Source organism: Acidovorax sp. CCYZU-2555 (assembly GCF_018413525.1).
GTDB lineage: Bacteria > Pseudomonadota > Gammaproteobacteria > Burkholderiales > Burkholderiaceae_C > Comamonas.
This window is the reverse complement of the sequence record NZ_JAHCDD010000029.1, coordinates 1-17,977: the sequence shown is the minus strand read 5'-3', so window position 1 is coordinate 17,977 and position 17,977 is coordinate 1. Positions and strand designations below refer to the sequence as shown.

Here is a 17,977-nt window from a genome sequence, read left to right as displayed (position 1 = left end):
CTGGTGGTGTCTTGGACTGCGGCTCAGGCCGGCGCCGTCTCGACGACATCGAACGCACGGACCACGCGGAACTTCACGCGGGCGTTGACCGGAATCTGCCCGGCCAGATCGAGGTGGTAGCTCGCCACGCTGGCGATCACGGGATAGCCGCCGGTCAGCGGATGGTCGGCAAGAAACAGCACGGGCTGGCCGCTCGCCGGCACCTGGATCGCGCCGCGCGCCGTGCCTTCGCTGGGCAGCTCCTTGGCCTGCGCGCGCGTCAACGCCACATCGCCCTGCAGGCGAATGCCCACGCGGTTGGACTGGGGCGTGACCGCCCAGGCCTGGCCGCACAGCGTCGCCAGCGCCTGCTCGGCGAACCAGTCGGTGCGCGGGCCCAACACCACGTCGAGACAGATCTCTTCGTTCGCTCGCGGCATGCCGAACGCGGCCTGCTCGGCCAGCGCCACAGGCGGCAGACCGGCAGCGCTGCCTACCCGCAATGCATCGCCCGCGGCCAGCGCGGCCGGGCCGACGCGCGCCAGCGTATCGGTGGACGCACTGCCCAGCACCGGCGCCACGCTCCAGCCGCCGCGCACGGCGACATAGTTGCGCGAGCCGGCCTGGGGCGTGCCCACGATCAGGCGATCGCCGGCATCGAGCGCCAGCGCCGCATAAGTGTTCGCGGCATAGCGCCGGCCCTGCGCCGTCAGCACTTCGATCAGCGCGTCGGCGCCTGTCACGGCGACCACCGCGGGCTGCAAGGCCTCGAGCGTGAGACCGCCATAGGCGACTTCGAGACAGGCGGTGTCAACGCCCAGACCTTGCGCGACATTGCCCACCACGCGGTTGGCCGCGCGCAGCGCGCCGCGGTCCATCGCGCCCGACGCGCCCACGCCCTGCCCTGCATGGCCCAGACGGCCGCCGTCCTGGAACAAGGTCTGCAGGCCCGGCGCCTCAACGCGAAAGACGGCGCCGGCAGCGGCTGCGTCATCGCTGGCCGCGGGCGCCACGCGTTCGCCCGCGCAAGCGGTCATCAGCGCGGCCAGCGCTTCGGGCGACAAGGTGGCGACATCGACAAACTGCACGCCGTAGCCGGGGCGCAGTAGCGAGGGCGCGACGCGCTCCAGATCCCACATCTTCACGGGTGTCGTGCCTATGATCTGCCAGCCGCCGGGGCTGGCCTGCGGATAGACGCCGCTGAACGTGCCGGCCAGGCCCACCGCGCCCGCGGGAATGCGCGTGCGCGGCGTCTTGCGCCGGGGAACGTCAAGGCGTGCATCGCCGCCCGACAGATAAGCAAAGCCGGGCGCGAAGCCCGTGAAGGCGACGGAATACTCGCCGCCAGTGTGCATGCGCACCACGTCCGCGGGCGCGACGCCCAGCAGATCTGCGACTTCCTGCAGGTCTTCGCCGTCGTAATGCACGGGAATCTGCACGCGGTGGCTGGAGCGCTCGACCTGCGCGCCCACGCTGCGCGCGCCGATGGCATCGATCAGCTGCGGCAATTGCGTCAGCGTCGGGTTGAAATAGACCAAGATGGTGCGCGCCGCGGGAATCAGCTCCTCGACGCCAGCCACGGCCTCGGTCTGCAGCGACTGCAGCAGGGCCAGGGTCTGGGCCAGGTCATCGAGTTCGACCAGCACCGCATTCAGATTGACAGGCAGGAAACGCATGGGCGACTCAGTTCACAAACGGCGAGATCGCGACACCTTCGGCCTGCAGGCGCGCGCGCACGGCACGCGCCATCTCGACCGCGCCGGGGCTGTCGCCATGCACGCAGATCGAGTCGGCCTGGATGCGCACGTCGTTGCCATTCAGATCGGCGACCACGCCTTCGCGCACCAGGCGCAGCATGCGGTTCGCGACCTGTTCCGCGTCGTGCAGCACCGCGCCTTTTTCGCGCCGCGAAACCAGGCTGCCGTCGGGCATGTAGCCGCGGTCGGCAAACGCTTCCGACACCGTGGTCAGGCCCGCGTCGCGCGCCCAGCCGATCAGCGGCGAGCCCGCGAGGCACACCAGCACCAGGCTGGCATCGATGGCGAGAATCGCATTGATCACATCGCGCGCCTGGCGTGCGTCATGGGCAATCATGTTGTAGAGCGCGCCATGCGGCTTGACGTAGCGCACGCTGGTGCCCGCGGCCGTGGCCAGGCCCTGTAGCGCGCCGATCTGATAGATCACGTCGGCCACCAGGTCTTCGCTGGCGACATCCATGTTGCGCCGGCCGAAGCCCACGAGATCGCGATAGGACACATGCGCGCCCACGGTCACGCCATTGGCCTTGGCTTCGTGCAAGGTCTTGAGGATGCCCGCGGTGTCGCCCGCATGGAAGCCGCAGGCCACGTTGGCGCTGCTGACAATCTTCAGCATGGCCGCGTCGTCGCCCATGCGCCAGGCGCCCAGGCTCTCACCCAGATCGCTGTTCAAATCCATCTTCAACATCGTGCTTTTCCTTTATTGAATGTCGTTCAATGCAGCTTGCCGCCGGTCTCCACCACATCGGCCTTCACCGTCAGCGCGGTGCGCAGCAGCTGCTGAATACCTTCGACCTGGGTGGACAGCGCCATGCTGGACGTGCCCGGCAGGCGCGCCGACTGTTCGGGCAGCAGGGGCAGATGCACGAAGCCACCGCGCGCGCGGTTGCCCTCGGCCGCCAGCGCATGCATCAGCGCATAGAAAATATGATTGCAGACAAAAGTGCCCGCGGTGTTCGAGACCGATGCCGGAACGCCTGCCGCACGCAGGTCGCGCACGATGGCCTTGATCGGCAAGGTCGACCAGTAGGCGACCGGGCCACCCTCGACGACAGGCACGTCGATGGGCTGGGCCTGCGCATGGTCGCGAATGCGCGCGTCGTCGATATTGATCGCCACGCGCTCGGGCGTGATCTCGTTGCGCGTGCCGGCCAGACCCAGGCAGACCACGAGCTGCGGCTGGTGCTGCGCCATGGCTTGCTTCAACGCCGCGATGGACGCCCCGAAGACGCAGGGCAGCTGCAGGCCGTGCACGCGTGCCGTGCGGCCTTCGCTCTCGAAACTCCAGCCTTCGAGCGCGCGCGCGACTTCCCAGGCCGGGTTGATCGTGTCCTGCTCGAAAGGCTCGAAGCCCATGACCAGGATGTTCACCGCTTCACTCATGATTTGCCTCTCCCATTCAACGGAACATCAGGAAATACAACAGGAAGATATTGACCACCAGCAGCGCCAGCGCGGTCGGCGCCTGCGCCTTGATCACCGCATTCTTGTCCGGCAACTCCAGCAGTGCCGCGGGCACGATGTTGAAGTTCGCCGCCATGGGCGTCAGCAAGGTTCCGCAGTAGCCGGAGAACATGCCGATGGCCGCCATCACGGCAGGGTCACCACCGTACACGCCGATCAAAATTGGCACGCCCACGCCGCCCGTCATCACCGGGAACGCCGCAAAGCCATTGCCCATGATGATGGTGAACAGCGCCATGCCCAGCACGTAGACCGCGACCGCGACAAAGCGGATGTCCATGTTGATATAGCTTGTGGTCACATAGGCCACGGCCTTGCCCACGCCGGCGTCGGAGAACACCAGACCCAGCATGCCCAGCAGCTGCGGCAGCACCACGGCCCAGCCGAGTGCGTCGGTGAGCCGGCGCGATTCTCGCATGCCCTGCACCGGCGTCTCGCGTGTCATGTAGCAGGCCAGGCCCAAGGCCACGATACAGCCCAGGCCCAGGCTCACCAGCGTGGTGTTCTTGGGATCGAGCAGCAGCGCATCACCGATCTTGATGTTGTGCAGCAGCAAGGTGCCGATCACGGTCACCAGCGGAATCGCCAGTGCGGGCGCGAACAGCTTGTTGCCCAGGCGCTTGGCGCTGGCCATGTATTCGGCGTCGGTGCGCGGCTTGTGCTTGCCCACGCCCACGCCGCCGAAGCCGGCGATCAGCGCCATGACGATCACGCCCACGCCCACCCACTCGGGCGGCAGCTTTTCACCGATCAGGAAGACCAGCGAATACAGGCCCCAGAAAGCGGCGCTGGTATAGCGGCGCGTGTGGCCCTTGTCGGCCAGCGTCATCAGCGCGGTGATCGCGAGGATGATGCCGACGAGGTAGTAAAGATGTTGAATCGACAGAATCATGATCAGCGCGCCTCCACGCTCTTGTCCGCAGCCGCTTGTTCAGCGGCGACTTCTTGCGCGGCACGGCCGCCTCCGAGTTCCTTGTCGAGCACCTTGTCAAGGCGGTACATGCGCCAGCCGTGGATCAGGAACGCACAGATGGCCGTGGGAATGCCCCACAGCGCGACATGGATGGGCTCGACTTCGATGCCGGCTTCACGCAGGAACGTGACCATCAGCACGATGGCGCCGAACGCCACGAAGATGTCTTCGCCGAAGAACAGGCCCACGTTGTCGGTTGCCGCCGCATTGGCGCGCAGCTTGTGGCGGATGCGCTGGGGCAGCGTGCCGTACTTGGTCTCGGCCGCGCCTTCGGCCATGGGGGCCAGCAGCGGACGCACCATCTGCGGGTGACCGCCGAGGCTGGTCAGCCCCATGGCGGCCGTGAGCTCACGCGCGGCCAGATACACGACCAGCAGGCGGCCGGCCGTGGCCGACTTGATGGAGCTGATCCAGTTCTGCGCGTGCTGGCGCAAGCCATGGCGCTCAAGCAGGCCGATCACGGCCAGCGGCAGCAGGATGATCAGCGGCAGGTTGCGGGTCTTGATGAAACCCGTGCCTATGGTGGCGAGGATCTTCTCCGGCCCGAAGCCCGCGGCAAAAGCCGTGGCGATGGCGGTGACGATCACCACCAGCATCGGGTTGAAGCGCAGGATGAAGCCCAGGATGATGACGCCGACCCCGATCAGGGGCCAGAGACTGACGTCTGCAATCATTTGAAAACCTTTCGTTGGATCCCACGCGCCGGGCCGGGGGCATCAGGCAGGCCGGTGGCCACTGCCACGCGATCCCCTCGCCCCGCGCTCAGCCCCATGGGACGAAGAACGGCGCAAGGGCTGGTTTGACCAGCCCTTGCATTTTTGTTGAACAATAAAATTGAAAGGTTGAGCACTCATCAGACAATGAATGAACAATGACTGGATTGTGCAAGCCATTTGAGCCCCTGTAAAATCAGTAGTTACCCTCATTCCCCCGGCATAAGCCACGTCGTCTTCGAGGGCAATCGGGCGGATTGGCGGCACAATGGCTTGCCGCCCAGGCAACCGCGCTATGGCATGTCCTTTCACGATCACCCGCACCATTGATGACCTCCGTTCCTGAACTTTCCGTCGCCGCCACCAGCCTCAACGAACGCGTGGCCGACATGGTCAGGCAAAAGATCGTTCAAGGAGAGTTCGTGCCGGGTCAAAAGCTGTCCGAAGCAGCGCTGAGCGAAAGCCTGGACATCTCACGCAACACGCTGCGTGAAGTATTCCGCTCGCTGACCAAGGAAGGCCTGCTCAAGCACGCGCCCAACCGCGGCGTCTTCGTGGCCACGCCCAGCATCGCCTCGATCATCGACATCTACCGCGTGCGCCGCATGATCGAATGCCAGGCCCTGGCCCAGGCCTACCCCTACCACCCCGCCAAGAAGCGCATGCGCCAGGCGGTCGACAACGCCCATGCCTGCCGCGACGCGGGCGACTGGCAAGGCGTGGGCACGGCGAACATGGATTTCCATATGGCGCTGGTCGAAATGGCAGACAGCGAACGCCTCAACAGCTTCTTTTCCCACCTGCTGGTCGAGCTGCGGCTGGCCTTCGGATTGCTCAACGATCCGGAGTTCCTGCACGCGCCTTACGTGAGCATGAACCAGCGCCTCATGGAAATGGTCGAAGCCGACAAGATGACCGAGGCCTCGGCCGCGCTCAACGACTATCTGGTGCATTCCGAGCGCATCGTGCTCGCCGTGTATGCGCGGCAGATTGCGAACGACGCGTAACGAAAAAAGCCATCCCGACGGATGGCTGGCACCTCTATAGGTGAAAGTCGCCCGCGGCTTCGGGCTGATACAGCACTTTCTCGATACGGATACGGCGGGTGCGGTCAGGAATGCGCCAGTCGATGAAGTCGCCTTCCTTGTAGCCCAGGATCGCCGTGCCTATGCCGGAGCATACCGACAGCTTTCCGGCGCTGCCGTCCGCATCCTGCGGGTAGACCAAGGCCACTTCCACCGGCTCGTCGTCCAGATGCAGCAAGGCCCTGGAGTTCATCGTGACGACATCGCGTGCCACTTGCTGCGCATCGACAACGATGGCCCGCTCGATCTCATGCTCCAGCTCGAACACAGCCGGGTCCGGCTCGAGCGCGACGAGACTCCTGAGCCTGGCCTTGTCGATTTCAGTGATGTAGATACCGCAGGGGTCGTCCACCGCGCTTTCACGCAGAAACCGCAGATAGCACGCCGAAGTCATGGAAAACGACTTCAGTGTGGGCGTTTCGCTCTCCAGCACGAAACCGCAGCGCAGGAAGGCCTTGAGCGAGCGTTCATTGTCTGCGTGGATCTTGGCCCTGAGCTTCTCGGCCCGCATTTCGAAGAAGGCGAGCTTCATGCCTTCGCGAATGGCGCTGGCGCCAAGCCTGCGGCCCCAGTTGTCGCGGTCTCCGATGACCAGGACGATCTCGCAGTCGGCGCCCGTCTTGACGAGACGCACGAAGCCTATGGGTACGTCATGCCGGTCATAGGCCATGAAAAACCGGCCGCCCTGGTTGAACAGATGGGTCAGGATGGGCAACTGCACCCGCCCGATGACCTGCTCAATGAACCGCGACACATGGCGCGAATCGCTCAAATAGCGGACGACACTCTCGTCATCCAACCAATCCATCAAATTCAGCGCATGTGCCCGGGTGATCTCCGGACACAGCGAAATGAAAGGCTTGCTCATCTTCACCACATTTGGTTGCAAGTATGAAAGCCCTTCATGGCAGTGGCCATGACGGTTCTTTCGGGAAAGCCGACATTCTAAGGCAAGGTGCCGATCTTCATTACGGTGTCAGCCAGGCGCCCGCTCGCCGCGGCTTTGGGTTCACCCGTCGCCGAGTGCAAGGCGCTTGCGCATCAACGCGTTCTGCAGCGTCACGCCGCGCCGAACCGGGAAACGCCGCTCGACCACCTCAAAACCATGAAGAATGAAAAAGGGCTCCGCGGTCTTGCTGACATCCGACGTCAATTCGGTCAGGCCCAAAGACATGGCTTCTTCATGAATGCGCTGCATCAACCTTCGCCCAATGCCTTGGCGCCCATGGGTGCCGGAAACAAAGAAGTGGTCCATGTATCCGTCCAGCTGTACGTCGGCATAACCGACCACTTCGCCATCCATCTCTGCGACAAAGGGGCGAATTTCCCGCATTCGAGCGCCCCACAGGTCCATGTCCAGGTCTGCCGGAGCCCAGGCTTGAACCTGCTGCGCGCTGTAGTCCCGTGAGGCCACGAGATGAACCGCCGAGAAGTAGACGCGAAACAACGAGGTTTCATCTCCGACCTGAAATCTGCGGATTTTCATGAATGCTTTCTGCTGTTCGCCACATTGGACAGCGGTCTTCATATGGGCAACTAGTAATCGAGCCGCCCCCGCAACTCATCAAAGGGAATCATCACGTGCTCTTGATAGGCAGCGCGCTGCTGCAGGCGTTCGTACCAGGCTTCGACATTCGGAAGAGAAGGCCTGTCTATCTCCAGTTCGAAATAACGATACAGCGCGGTGCCCGCGGGGATATCGGCCAAAGTCAGGCGGTCGCCTGCAAGAAACGGTTGATTCGAAAGCACTTGATCCAGAAGACGAAAGTACTGAGCGCACAGCGCCAGGTTTTTCTCGATGGCTGCCCCATTTCGCAAGTCTGGCGGAGTGCGGTAGAAGCCCCAGAACACGCCCGTCAGGAAGGCCGGTTGCAGGCTGGTTTGGGACCAGTCCATCCAGCGATCCGCCTGGGACTGCAGTGCTGGATCTTCACTCCAGAAATCGGGCGTTCCATGGCGTGCCGCCAGATATCTCAAGATGGCGTGCGACTCCCAAACGATGGTTCCATGGTCGTCGATCAGCGGAACCCGGCCATGCGGATTCATCGCCAAGAATTCCGCTGTGTCCTTGACGCCGAAACTGCCACCGGCGGGTATGTGTTCGTGCGCAAGGCCCAATTCACCAACAAGCCACAATACTTTTTGCACATTGAACGAACTGCGTCGACCCCACACTTTGAGCATTCCAGACCTCTCGAATTTCGTGTTCTTTATGATTTCAATGTAAATGGAAACAGGGCCTGCTTCTGGACGAATCTCAGTCTTGCAAAAAAACACCTGATGCCAACGCATCAAGTGTTTTATGAGCCTGCCCTGCCCCAGCACCCTCATGGGCGCCACAGGCCAGTGAAGATCAGTGGCGCCGAGCCCGTAAGTTGGGGTCATTCGCAAGGACAGCTGGCAGACGAATCCGCACAACCGAGGACATTCCGCTACCCTTCACGGCTTTAACCCGCTCTGCATAGAACCTCCATGTCATCACTTGTCTTCGTTTTCGGCACTCTGAAGCAAGGCTTTCCCAACTTCGCGGTCAACAACGGCAAGCGCATTGCGGGAGATTTCATCACCGTCGAGCGCTATCCGCTGTATCTGGTCGGTGAACGTTTCTCACCTTGGCTGGTAGATGCTGTGGGCGAAGGCGAACGAGTGGTAGGTCAGGTGTTCGAAGTCGACGAAGCCTCTTTGGCCGCGATGGACGAACTGGAGCGAATCACGCACGCGGATGGGTACCGCCGCGTGATGCTCGAGGTCGAGGCGCGGCAAGACGCCCAAAGGACGAGGTTTTTCGTGCTTGCCTACATCAAGCCTCGAGCGCAATTTTCCGTTGCAAATGCCCGGCTTGGTCCATTGCAGGAATACACGCACGAACACGCAGCGATGTACCGCAGTCGTGAAGCCCAGCAGGCTGCGCCATTGGCATTCTGAGAGAAAATTGCGGCATACCGCTGGCATTCAAAATCCGGGGGGCATCATGAACGTCAAGGTCAGACCCGCAACGATAGACGATGCATTTGACGCCTGCGACGTTATTCGCAGTTCAATCATTGAATGTAGATGATCACCGCGACGATGAAGCCGTGCTCCAAGCATGGCTGCCCAACAAAGCAAAAACCACCTCACACCGAGCATCAAGTGGTTTCACCCTTTTCCGCCCCCAGCGTCCTCGTGAGCGCCAGGAGCCGCTAAAGAAACAGAATGTCCATCGGGCTGTTCGCCGTGCTCGCTGACGGCCCAGGGTTGCATTGTTGTATGTGAAGGGACATTGCTTGAGGGTACACCGTCGCACTTGAGCAAAATCCGACAACAATCGGAGTTTTCGGTTTTAGCTGAACGCAAAGGATCGTGGAAATCATCGAAGGCGGACAAAGCCCAACCCGCCGCATTGTCTCAGCGGCTGCTTTCGGCTCGGTACTCTATTCACGCTCTCGGCTACCAGCCGACATTCACGTGCGCCTAGAACAACCGACCATTGCGCTCCGGCTGGGAGCGGTACAAAGCACAGGATTTCTCAATGTTCAACACAGAAAGCTCCATCAGCCCGTCGTTGGCACTGCGTCCTCGCCGCTGGGCCTCATGGTTGGCGGCGGCTTCGGTAGCCATCCTCGCTCCAACTGTAGAGGCTTCCCAGTCCATGGCCTGCAACGGGTCGCTCGTGAGCAAGGGAGATTCGCCTGTGTCGTTGCTTCAGAAGTGCGGAGAACCGATTTATCGTCAAGGCGTCTGCGTTTCGATGCTGCAGCTAGGCTGGGTTGTGACGCCCTATCGTGCGGGTAGCCCTAGCGCGATTCTTGCGAATCAGTGCGTCCCCATGGATGAATGGACATACAACCGAGGGCCCGGTGCATTCTTTGGAATCGTTCGTATCCATAATGGAGTAATTGAATCTGTGCGCGATGGTGACCGCAACAAATGAAAGCTTGCTTTGTGCGCCGGCGGTAGCCTCCTCCCTGAGTTGCGCAAGATGGCTGGTATCGGCCAGAAGCAGTCTTAAATGCATTCCGTCAGGTGACTGCTTAAGAATGGTCTGAGTCGTTCCCGACTCCGGCTTCCCTTTAAGTCGTTGTCAAATTTCGTGTTTACTCTGAAACTTGCCCCGCACTGACTGGTACCAAGGGAAATCATGTCTTCTTCTGAATGCAATAAGCCGGCAGGGTAAGCGCCCAACGAGATCGAGAAACCGCAATGGGCAACCCTGACCCCATGCCTCAAGCCGTTGTATTCATCAAAGTGTTGATTCACTGCGCACAAAGGCCACCACGGTCGGCAGTACCGGGGCTAGCCAGTCCAGGGGCCGGGCCAGGGCGGCAACGGTCGTCACATGGCTGAGGCGGTCAAAGATCCGCATATCTACCTCGGTACCCGCAGCCCGCAACCGGTTCGCCAGGGCGACGGTGTTACGTTGCGTATCCACCACCTTGTCCTTGCGTGCTGCCAGCAGCAAGGTGCGGGGGGCCTTTGCGTTGGCATAGAAGATGGGCTGGGAATCCGCCGGGGTTTGCGGCCAGCCAAAAGCAACCCGTACCTCGGGGTCGACAATCGGCAAAAAGTCGTACGGCCCGGCCAGGCCTATCCAGCCGGCAAGCCGATCGGGTGTCAAGCGTAAAGGCGCCAGCCAACGCGGATCCAGGGCCAGCATGGCGGCGTTGTAAGCCCCGGCGGAATGGCCCATCACCATCACCCGCGCAGGGTCGCCGCCCAGGCTGATTGCATGCGACAAGGTCCACTGCAGGGCCAATGCGCAATCGCCCAAAAACCCGTCGTAGCACACATGGGGGCTCAGCCGGTAGTCGGCCACCACAGCGATTATGCCGTTGGCTGCCAGGGCTTCGCCGACGAATCGGTACTCGGCCCGCTCGCCGCGCGTCCAGTTGCCACCGTGAGAAAATAGCACTACGGGTGCATTGCCGGGCACTGTGCCGCTATCTGGCTGGTACACGTCCAGCAGATGCCGCGGATCGGCCCCGTAGCGCACGCCCTTTGGGCCGTGGTAGGTGTCATGGGCCACCAGATGGTCCAACACCTTGGCACCAGAACACCCGGACACCAGGGCTGTGATGGCGGAGCCGATGCCCATGAGGCTTAGGCGGCGGGTCATAGGGGTGGAAACTTGAGGAAAAAATGGCATGTACTCTATACGCCACTAAACGCCTTTTGGATTCATTTGCCTACTTCAACTTGGCGCTACTGCAAAAACCGAAACATTGAACGACCGGCTCAACATACCGCCACCGACAACTCTTGGCTAGATGCGGAAGTCCACGGTAGACGCTTCAGTGACTGCAATCGCTGCATCGCTGCCATAGGCCTGCGAGGCTCGAACGGTCAGTGACGATAGGACCGCAGCCTCCACAGCTGAATCCAGTCCCACAAAGCAAAAACCACCTGACACCAACGGCATCAAGTGGTTTTCCCCCCAGTCCTCCCCCAGCGCCCTATCGAGCGCCAGGAGCCTATAAAGATCAGTGGAACTGCTCTTCTTCGGTAGAGCCGGTCAAGGCCTTCACGCTCGACGTGCCGCCCTGGATCACCGTGGTCACATCGTCGAAGTAGCCCGCACCCACTTCCTGCTGGTGCGACACGAAGGTGTAGCCCTTTTCACGCGCGGCGAATTCGGGTTCCTGGACCATGTTCACGTAGTGCTTCATGCCTTCGCCGTTGGCGTATGCATGGGCGAACTGGAAGGTGTTGAACCAGTTGATGTGGATGCCGGCCAGCGTGATGAACTGGTACTTGTAGCCCATTGCCGAGAGCTCTTCCTGGAAGGAGGCAATCGTCTTGTCGTCGAGGTTCTTCTTCCAGTTGAACGACGGCGAGCAGTTGTAGCTCAGCAGCTTGCCTGGGCAAGCGGCATGCACGGCCTGGGCGAACTCACGGGCAAAGCCCAGGTCGGGCGTGCCGGTTTCGCACCACACCAGATCGGCGTAGGGAGCGTAGGCCACGCCGCGGCTGATCGCCTGCTCGACGCCGTTCTTGACACGGTAGAAGCCTTCCTGGGTGCGCTCGCCGGTCAGGAACGGCTTATCGTTGGCATCGTGGTCGGAAGTGATCAGGTTCGCGGCTTCGGCGTCGGTGCGCGCAAGGATCAGCGTGGGCACGCCCATCACGTCGGCGGCAAAGCGTGCCGACTTGAGCTTTTCGATGGCTTCCTGGGTAGGCACCAGCACCTTGCCGCCCATGTGGCCGCACTTCTTCACGGCGGCGAGCTGGTCTTCGAAGTGCACGCCGGCAGCGCCCGCGGCAATCATGTTCTTCATCAGCTCGAACGCATTGAGCACGCCACCAAAGCCGGCTTCGGCGTCGGCCACAATGGGCAGGAAGTAGTCGATGAACTCGGCATCGCCGGGGTTCAGGCCGCGGCCCCACTGGATTTCATCGGCACGCTTGAACGTGTTGTTGATGCGGCGGACCATGGTGGGCACCGAGTCGTAGGCGTACAGCGACTGGTCGGGATACATGGTTTCGGAGCTGTTGCCGTCGGCGGCGACTTGCCAGCCCGACAGGTACACGGCTTCGAGGCCGGCCTTGGCCTGCTGCATTGCCTGGCCTGCGGAGATCGCGCCAAACGAATTCACATAGCCCTTCTTGGCACCGCCGTTGACCTTTTGCCAGAGCTTTTCAGCGCCGCGCTGGGCCAGCGTGTGCTCGGGCTGCAGGCTGCCGCGCAGGCGAACCACGTCGGCCGCAGAGTAACCGCGCTTGATTCCCTTCCAGCGGGGGTTTTGCGCCCAGTCCTTCTCCAGTGCGGCGATTTGCTGTTCACGGCTCAATTGTTGCGTCAGCGATTGGGGCATGTTGTTTCTCCAAGGACTCAAGGTTGATGAACTTCTGCGGGAGCATTTCTGCCGCCCTTGGAGACTACTTTAAATTTATTTCAAAAAAATAGCATGAGTCTTATGTCTTATATAAGAGATAAGACTTCCATGCAAATCAATGACTTAGCGAATTTTTTCGCATTACGAAACAACATTTCTCGTATTGATATTTTTTGGTGCGCTGCAGCATTTTCATTTTTCATATTATGAAAACGATATTTCAGCAGGCAAAATTTTGTGTACTGGTGCACCGCTCGCGGAGGAAACCGGCCATTCGACACGCCCAGGACGAACGGGGAACCGAATGCGCAGACGACACCGTGAGGGCTCAGAGATGCGGCTGTCGAAGCGTCCACAACGCTGAAAAGCTTGCGCTCAAGGAGTCGCTGGTCGTGGGGGTTTCATGGGGGGCACTGCCTTGGGCTTTCAAGAAACAGCTTTTTCAACTAAATCGATGACTTACAAGGTGGTCGATTTGGGCAAACGGCGGCGAAACTGGGAGCCGTTCGTGGTGAGCTTGCCTGGCCGGGCGCGTCGAACCATGGACGGCCCGTCCTCATGACTTGAGCGCAGGCCGTTCATCCTTCGACAGGCTCAGGACGAACGGGGGGTGAGGCCCGCTGTTTCTTTCTAACGCCTTGCGAGGCCTCGCCTCGCTCACCTAGCTCTCAAGAAACAGCTTTTTTTGCCAAATAAATCAATGACTTAGAAGGTGGTCGATTTGGGCAAACGGCGGCAAAACAGTGACCCGTTCGTGGTGAGCTTGTCGAACCAAGAACGGCCTATCCTCATGCCTTGAGCGCAGGCCGTTCATCCTTCGGCGGGCTCAGGACGAACAGAATTCGGAGATATTGCCGCCGTACGAGCGAGAGTCGACGGTCTCGCCGCAGCACGAATGGAGAAAACCCGTTCGTGTCGAGCCTCATGCAGAACCTGCGCGATTGCTGTGGAGCAAGGCCACAGACCAGCGCTCAGCCGCGAATCTCTTCGGAAAGCACTTGCCAGCGATCGCCCATGCGGCGCCAGTACTGGCGCAGGGGCAAGGTCTTGCCGGCCTTGCGGCTGCCGATCTGCATGTCGACGATGCGGACCTCGCCTTGCGGATCTTTCCAGGAGTAGACCGACAGGTCTTGCACGCCGATATCCGTGAAGCGGAAGTACTCCAGCAGGCGGGCCTTGGGCTGATGGTCAGCGCCGGGCTCCTGGCCGTACATTTTTGTGAGCAGGCCCGGGTCGGCGGCTTTCCACGCCTGTTGCCAGTTGTCCAGCACGTGCGCAAAAGTATCGGCGGTCTTGGCCTGGGCGCGTTCCGTGGGGGCAGCCCACTGCAGCTTGTCGCGGATCAGCACCGGTGTCTGGCGATCGAGCGTCTTCATCAGCAGGATCAGGTCGGGATTGGCCAAAACGATGCAGCCGTCGCTGGCTTCGGGCAGGCGCGCGAATTGGTCGGGCGGTGATCCGTGCAGCCAGATGCCGTCGCCGGAACGGTCCACGGCCTTGTCCCAGTCATTGGGGTAGTTGAGCGTGAGCGCCCCCTTGCCGTAGAACTCGGGCAGGCGCGGGCCCGGAATCTGGCGACCGATGAAGTAGACACCTTGGGGCGTGCGCTGATCGCCTTCGAGCGTCTTGCCCATGCCGAACTTGCCGATCGAGATATAGAAGTCGCCGATCAGGCGCAGCTTGCCCTTCTCATGGCTGAACAGGTACAGCCGGGACTTGCTTGCATCGATGGCCACGGCGTGGCGCACCGAGGCGCCCAGCGACTGGAACTCTCGCGGCACGCTGCCAGCCGGCGCGGGCAGCACGCCCGCGCCATGCACGCGGCGCTGAAGTTCCTTTTGCAGGCCATGCGCCTGCTGCTGCAATTCCTGCGGCGGAGCAGGCGCTACCTTGGGATCGGCAGGCACATGCTTGACCAGCAGTTGCGTGACTTCGGAGGTGGGCGCGTTCGCCCATCCGGTCATGCGGCCGGTCTTGAAGCGCAGCAGATCGGCATAGACCAACTGGGCCGCGCGAAAGTTGGGGACATCGGCCGTGAGCTGTGCCGCGCCCTTTAAGGCGGCGTCGAGCTCCTGGCGTTTGACCAACTGGATGATGTCCAGCAGACGCGCTTCCGCGGTATTGGGCACCAGGGGCGTTGTGGACGAAGAAACGGCGACCGCGCCGGCCGCGCCTGCGGCACCGGCTGCAGCGGCGATCCTGGCCCGTGTTCCGGGCTTGGGCTCTACCGACACCGCGCGCTTGGCGGGCTTCGCCGCCTTAGCCGGTTTGGTCAGCTTGGCCGACTTGGCGGCCGGCTTCGACTTTTCCTGCCGGGTCTGCGCATGGGCGGTCGAGGCAAATGCTGCGCCGCTGCCTATCATGCACAGCAGGAGCAGCGCTCGACAAAGCGACCTTCTCATCAATGTTCTCGACAATTCTCTTCTTCTGACCATGCGCGCGGGGACCAGGAAAACGACCGGCTTCAGCCGCCCGTGCTTTCACGCACGATGCGCCAGCCGCCGCGCTCGTGGCGCATCGACAGCGTCTTTCGCGTGGTGGTGTTCAGGCTGCCGGCCACATAGTTCTGGCGGAACTTGGCCGTGGCCTCGTCGCCCTTGACGGACACCTGGATGTTTTGCAGCGAAATCGAGATGCCGCTCTTGCCGACGATGCGCACGCGCCGGTCTTCTTTCCACTTGGCCAGGCTGGAGCCGTTGGCAGGTGTGAACTTCTCGCTGTAAGCGTCGAGATAACCAGGCATGTCCTGCTTTTCCCAGGCCGTGACCCAGGCATTGACTGCGGACTCGACTTCGGCGGCTTCCTTGGCGACCGAGGGCTTGGGTTCGGCTGCGGGCTTTGGCTCGGGCTTGGCCGCAGGGGTTGCCTTTGGTTCGGCGGCCACCGCCGGCTTGGCGGGCGCTGGCTCGGCGGCTTTCGCGGCAGGAGCAGCAGGTGCGGCGGCGACGACAACCGGTGGCGCAACAGGTGCAGCCGGCGCGGCGGCCACGGCGACAGGCGCAGGCGGTGCAGTCTTGGCGACGGCCTTTGGTTCGACCTTTGGCTCTACCTTGGGCACGGGCTTGGTTTCGACCACAGGCGCAGGCTTGATCTCGGCCTTCACTTCAGGCTTGGCTTCGATCTTGGGCGCGACAGGCGCGACGGCCGCAACAGGCGCCTTCGCTGCAGGCGCCGCAGGAGCCGCAGGAGCCGTGTTGGCCTGCGCCACCACGGTCTTGGCGCCATTCTGCGAGGTGGGCACCAGTTGCGTGATCAATGCCAGCTTGGCGGGAATGGTCTGGCGCGTGCTGTCGAGCTGCAAGGCCTTGGAATAGGCTTCGCTGGCCATGCGTGCATACAGGTCACCCAGATTCTCATGGGCTGTCGTGTAGCTGGGGTTGGTACGAATCGCCTGCTCCAGCGCTTCAGCTGCCTTGCGCTCCTGGCCTTCTGCCGCGTACAGCACCGCCAGATTGTTATAGGGCTCGGGCATGCTCGGGTATTCCCGGACCAGCGCCGAAAAAATCTTGATTGCCTGGGCGTTCTGTTTCTGCTCGGACGCGATCACGCCGCGCACGAAACGCATTTCCACATCACCTGGGTTCTGCTTGAGATAGCTGTCGGCCTGCGTTGCGGCCTGCTTGGCGTTGCCCTGGTCCAGCAACTTCGTCACCTCATCCACCGCGCGCGAAGCGTGGGCGGGCATGCTGCCCAGCGACAGACAACCCAGCAGCACGGCGAGCAGCGGCCGTGAAAAACGCGCGGGGACAGCACTGCGTTTACGCAACATAACCTGGGATGCAATCTGCATATGGCGCTCTTCTCTTTACGCAATGAATGGGAGGGAGGAAATGGGAAGGGGTTTGTCGCTCATGCGGGATCAGCGCAGCCGCCTGAACACGCAGCCAAACCCTTTCAATTGTATACCGCGGCCTATGTTGCCGGAGCCCTTCAAGGGTGTATCTGGCCGGGCAGCGATCAACCCCCCTTCCCTGCCCTCAATGGCTGGTCCACCAATGCCGGCGATGCGCAGGCTTGATAAGCAGTCTGTTACTGCAAAAACGATACGCCACAAACACCAGACGTTACGGAACATACGCCGTAACACATACCGGAACAAAAGCCGTAACGCACTCTCGCTTTGTGAACAAATCACAAAATATTTTAAAAAACACTATTTAAATCAACACCTTACAAATATCTCGACAACCAGATAGATGCGCTCAGCGACTGGCACACATATTGCGAAAAACCATGCGAACGAGCTTTATGGCCCGCGACGTTGCTTACCGATTGAACGATCAACCTATCTGGAAAGAGCATATGACGACCTCTGCAACACAATCCTCCGGCACCGCCATCGCCCAACTGACAACCTCCCAGCCCGGAGCGTTCAGCACGGGCCCTGGAGCCGGCGCAGCGACTGCGGCCACGACTGGTCCGGTCGTCCTTTCCCAGACTTCATCCGGCGTCCAGATCATTCGTGACGGCCAAGCCATGGCGGCGCAAGCCGGCAGCCGGCTGCAAATCGGCGACAAGATCATCGTTCCGCCCGAAGGCTCGGCCCAGGCCTTGTTCACGGGCAGCGAAGGACAGCAGTTGGTGGGCACGTTCGCCGGAGGCACCGAGGCCACGCTCAGCCTGCGCACCGCCGACGATGGCTCGGGCGTCATGGCGCTTGATCTCGCATCGGGCGATGTGAACGTCGCCTCGGTGGGCTCCGATGCCGTGGGCCTGGTGGTGACCAAGGAATCTTCCGATGCAGGCGGCTGGGTGCTTGGCGACTTTCTGCTCGCCGGCCTGGCCGGTCTGGGCGCTGGCGCGCTGATTTCGTCCAACAACAACGACGACGACGACACTCCGCCGCCTGTGCAGCCGACGAATCCTACGGATACGACCAACCCTACAGATACCACCAATCCAACGGATACAACCAATCCTACGGACGCTACCAACCCAACAGACACCACCAATCCGACGGATCCCACCAATCCCACGAATCCGACCAACCCCACGGATCCAACGGACCCAACTAATCCGACGAACCCCACCAGCCCTACGGATCCAACGGACCCGACCAATCCTACGAATCCGACCAACCCTACGGATCCAACGGACCCAACCAATCCCACGAATCCGACCAACCCTACGGATCCAACGGACCCTACCAATCCTACGAATCCGACCAACCCTACGGATCCAACGGACCCGACCA

Annotated in this window: 15 protein-coding genes and 1 pseudogene; 4 read left to right on the top strand and 12 right to left on the bottom strand. The window is 61.7% G+C overall.

What is annotated here, in order from left to right; genetic code table 11:
• Positions 1-23: 23 nt before the first annotated feature.
• From KHY18_RS12035 to KHY18_RS12015, 5 genes are read right to left on the bottom strand one after another with little or no spacing between them, the layout of a single operon-like run.
• Positions 24-1,655: a 5-oxoprolinase subunit B/C family protein gene (locus KHY18_RS12035; RefSeq protein WP_213299871.1), complete on the bottom strand. Its 1,632-nt coding sequence runs from the start codon at positions 1,653-1,655 to the stop codon at positions 24-26.
• Between the two features lie 7 nt (positions 1,656-1,662).
• Complete coding sequence (locus tag KHY18_RS12030; protein ID WP_213299983.1) at positions 1,663-2,421, bottom strand: LamB/YcsF family protein; 759 nt, start codon at positions 2,419-2,421, stop codon at positions 1,663-1,665.
• A gap of 29 nt (positions 2,422-2,450) precedes the next feature.
• Positions 2,451-3,119 (bottom strand): pyroglutamyl-peptidase I, encoded by a 669-nt coding sequence (gene pcp, locus KHY18_RS12025; RefSeq protein ID WP_213299869.1) that lies wholly within the window; start codon positions 3,117-3,119, stop codon positions 2,451-2,453.
• Positions 3,120-3,135: 16 nt separating this feature from the next.
• Positions 3,136-4,092: a DUF979 domain-containing protein gene (locus KHY18_RS12020; RefSeq protein WP_213299867.1), complete on the bottom strand. Its 957-nt coding sequence runs from the start codon at positions 4,090-4,092 to the stop codon at positions 3,136-3,138.
• Positions 4,093-4,094: 2 nt separating this feature from the next.
• The gene (locus tag KHY18_RS12015; RefSeq protein WP_213299865.1) at positions 4,095-4,847 is read right to left on the bottom strand and encodes a DUF969 domain-containing protein; all 753 of its coding nucleotides are present in this window, start codon (positions 4,845-4,847) and stop codon (positions 4,095-4,097) included.
• Positions 4,848-5,215: 368 nt separating this feature from the next.
• Between KHY18_RS12015 and KHY18_RS12010 the strand changes: the two genes are divergently transcribed.
• Positions 5,216-5,893: a GntR family transcriptional regulator gene (locus KHY18_RS12010; RefSeq protein ID WP_213299863.1), complete on the top strand. Its 678-nt coding sequence runs from the start codon at positions 5,216-5,218 to the stop codon at positions 5,891-5,893.
• Positions 5,894-5,927: 34 nt separating this feature from the next.
• Here the strand turns inward: KHY18_RS12010 and KHY18_RS12005 are convergent, their stop codons facing one another.
• The 3 genes from KHY18_RS12005 to KHY18_RS11995 form a co-directional block, all read right to left on the bottom strand.
• Positions 5,928-6,839, bottom strand: a complete 912-nt coding sequence (locus KHY18_RS12005) for a bifunctional GNAT family N-acetyltransferase/nucleoside diphosphate kinase regulator (RefSeq protein WP_213299861.1) — start codon at positions 6,837-6,839, stop codon at positions 5,928-5,930.
• 141 nt (positions 6,840-6,980) lie between these two features.
• The gene (locus KHY18_RS12000; RefSeq protein WP_349630285.1) at positions 6,981-7,499 is read right to left on the bottom strand and encodes a GNAT family N-acetyltransferase; all 519 of its coding nucleotides are present in this window, start codon (positions 7,497-7,499) and stop codon (positions 6,981-6,983) included.
• Positions 7,500-7,507: 8 nt separating this feature from the next.
• A complete protein-coding gene (locus tag KHY18_RS11995) occupies positions 7,508-8,155 on the bottom strand; it encodes a glutathione S-transferase family protein (RefSeq protein ID WP_213299977.1) in 648 nt (215 codons plus the stop codon).
• Positions 8,156-8,443: 288 nt separating this feature from the next.
• Here KHY18_RS11995 and KHY18_RS11990 point away from each other — a divergent pair, with 288 nt between their 5' ends.
• On the top strand, positions 8,444-8,896 hold the full coding sequence (locus KHY18_RS11990; protein ID WP_213299858.1) for a gamma-glutamylcyclotransferase family protein: 453 nt from the start codon (positions 8,444-8,446) through the stop codon (positions 8,894-8,896).
• Positions 8,897-9,482: 586 nt separating this feature from the next.
• Entirely contained in the window at positions 9,483-9,884 is a 402-nt protein-coding gene (locus KHY18_RS11985) for a DUF2845 domain-containing protein (RefSeq protein WP_213299855.1), read from the top strand.
• 309 nt (positions 9,885-10,193) lie between these two features.
• On the opposite strand, the gene KHY18_RS11980 is transcribed toward KHY18_RS11985, so the two are convergent.
• The 4 genes from KHY18_RS11980 to KHY18_RS11965 all read right to left on the bottom strand — a co-directional run bounded on the left by KHY18_RS11980 (position 10,194) and on the right by KHY18_RS11965 (position 16,552).
• Positions 10,194-11,045: an alpha/beta hydrolase gene (locus tag KHY18_RS11980; RefSeq protein WP_249729084.1), complete on the bottom strand. Its 852-nt coding sequence runs from the start codon at positions 11,043-11,045 to the stop codon at positions 10,194-10,196.
• A 385-nt stretch (positions 11,046-11,430) separates the two neighbouring features.
• Entirely contained in the window at positions 11,431-12,762 is a 1,332-nt protein-coding gene (gene aceA / locus KHY18_RS11975) for an isocitrate lyase (protein ID WP_213299849.1), read from the bottom strand.
• Positions 12,763-13,754: 992 nt separating this feature from the next.
• A complete protein-coding gene (locus KHY18_RS11970) occupies positions 13,755-15,146 on the bottom strand; it encodes a L,D-transpeptidase family protein (RefSeq protein ID WP_213299846.1) in 1,392 nt (463 codons plus the stop codon).
• Positions 15,147-15,247: 101 nt separating this feature from the next.
• The gene (locus KHY18_RS11965) at positions 15,248-16,552 is read right to left on the bottom strand and encodes a L,D-transpeptidase Cds6 family protein (RefSeq protein ID WP_213299843.1); all 1,305 of its coding nucleotides are present in this window, start codon (positions 16,550-16,552) and stop codon (positions 15,248-15,250) included.
• 533 nt (positions 16,553-17,085) lie between these two features.
• Between KHY18_RS11965 and KHY18_RS11960 the strand changes: the two are divergent.
• Positions 17,086-17,977: pseudogene (locus KHY18_RS11960) on the top strand (hypothetical protein); the annotation flags it as partial.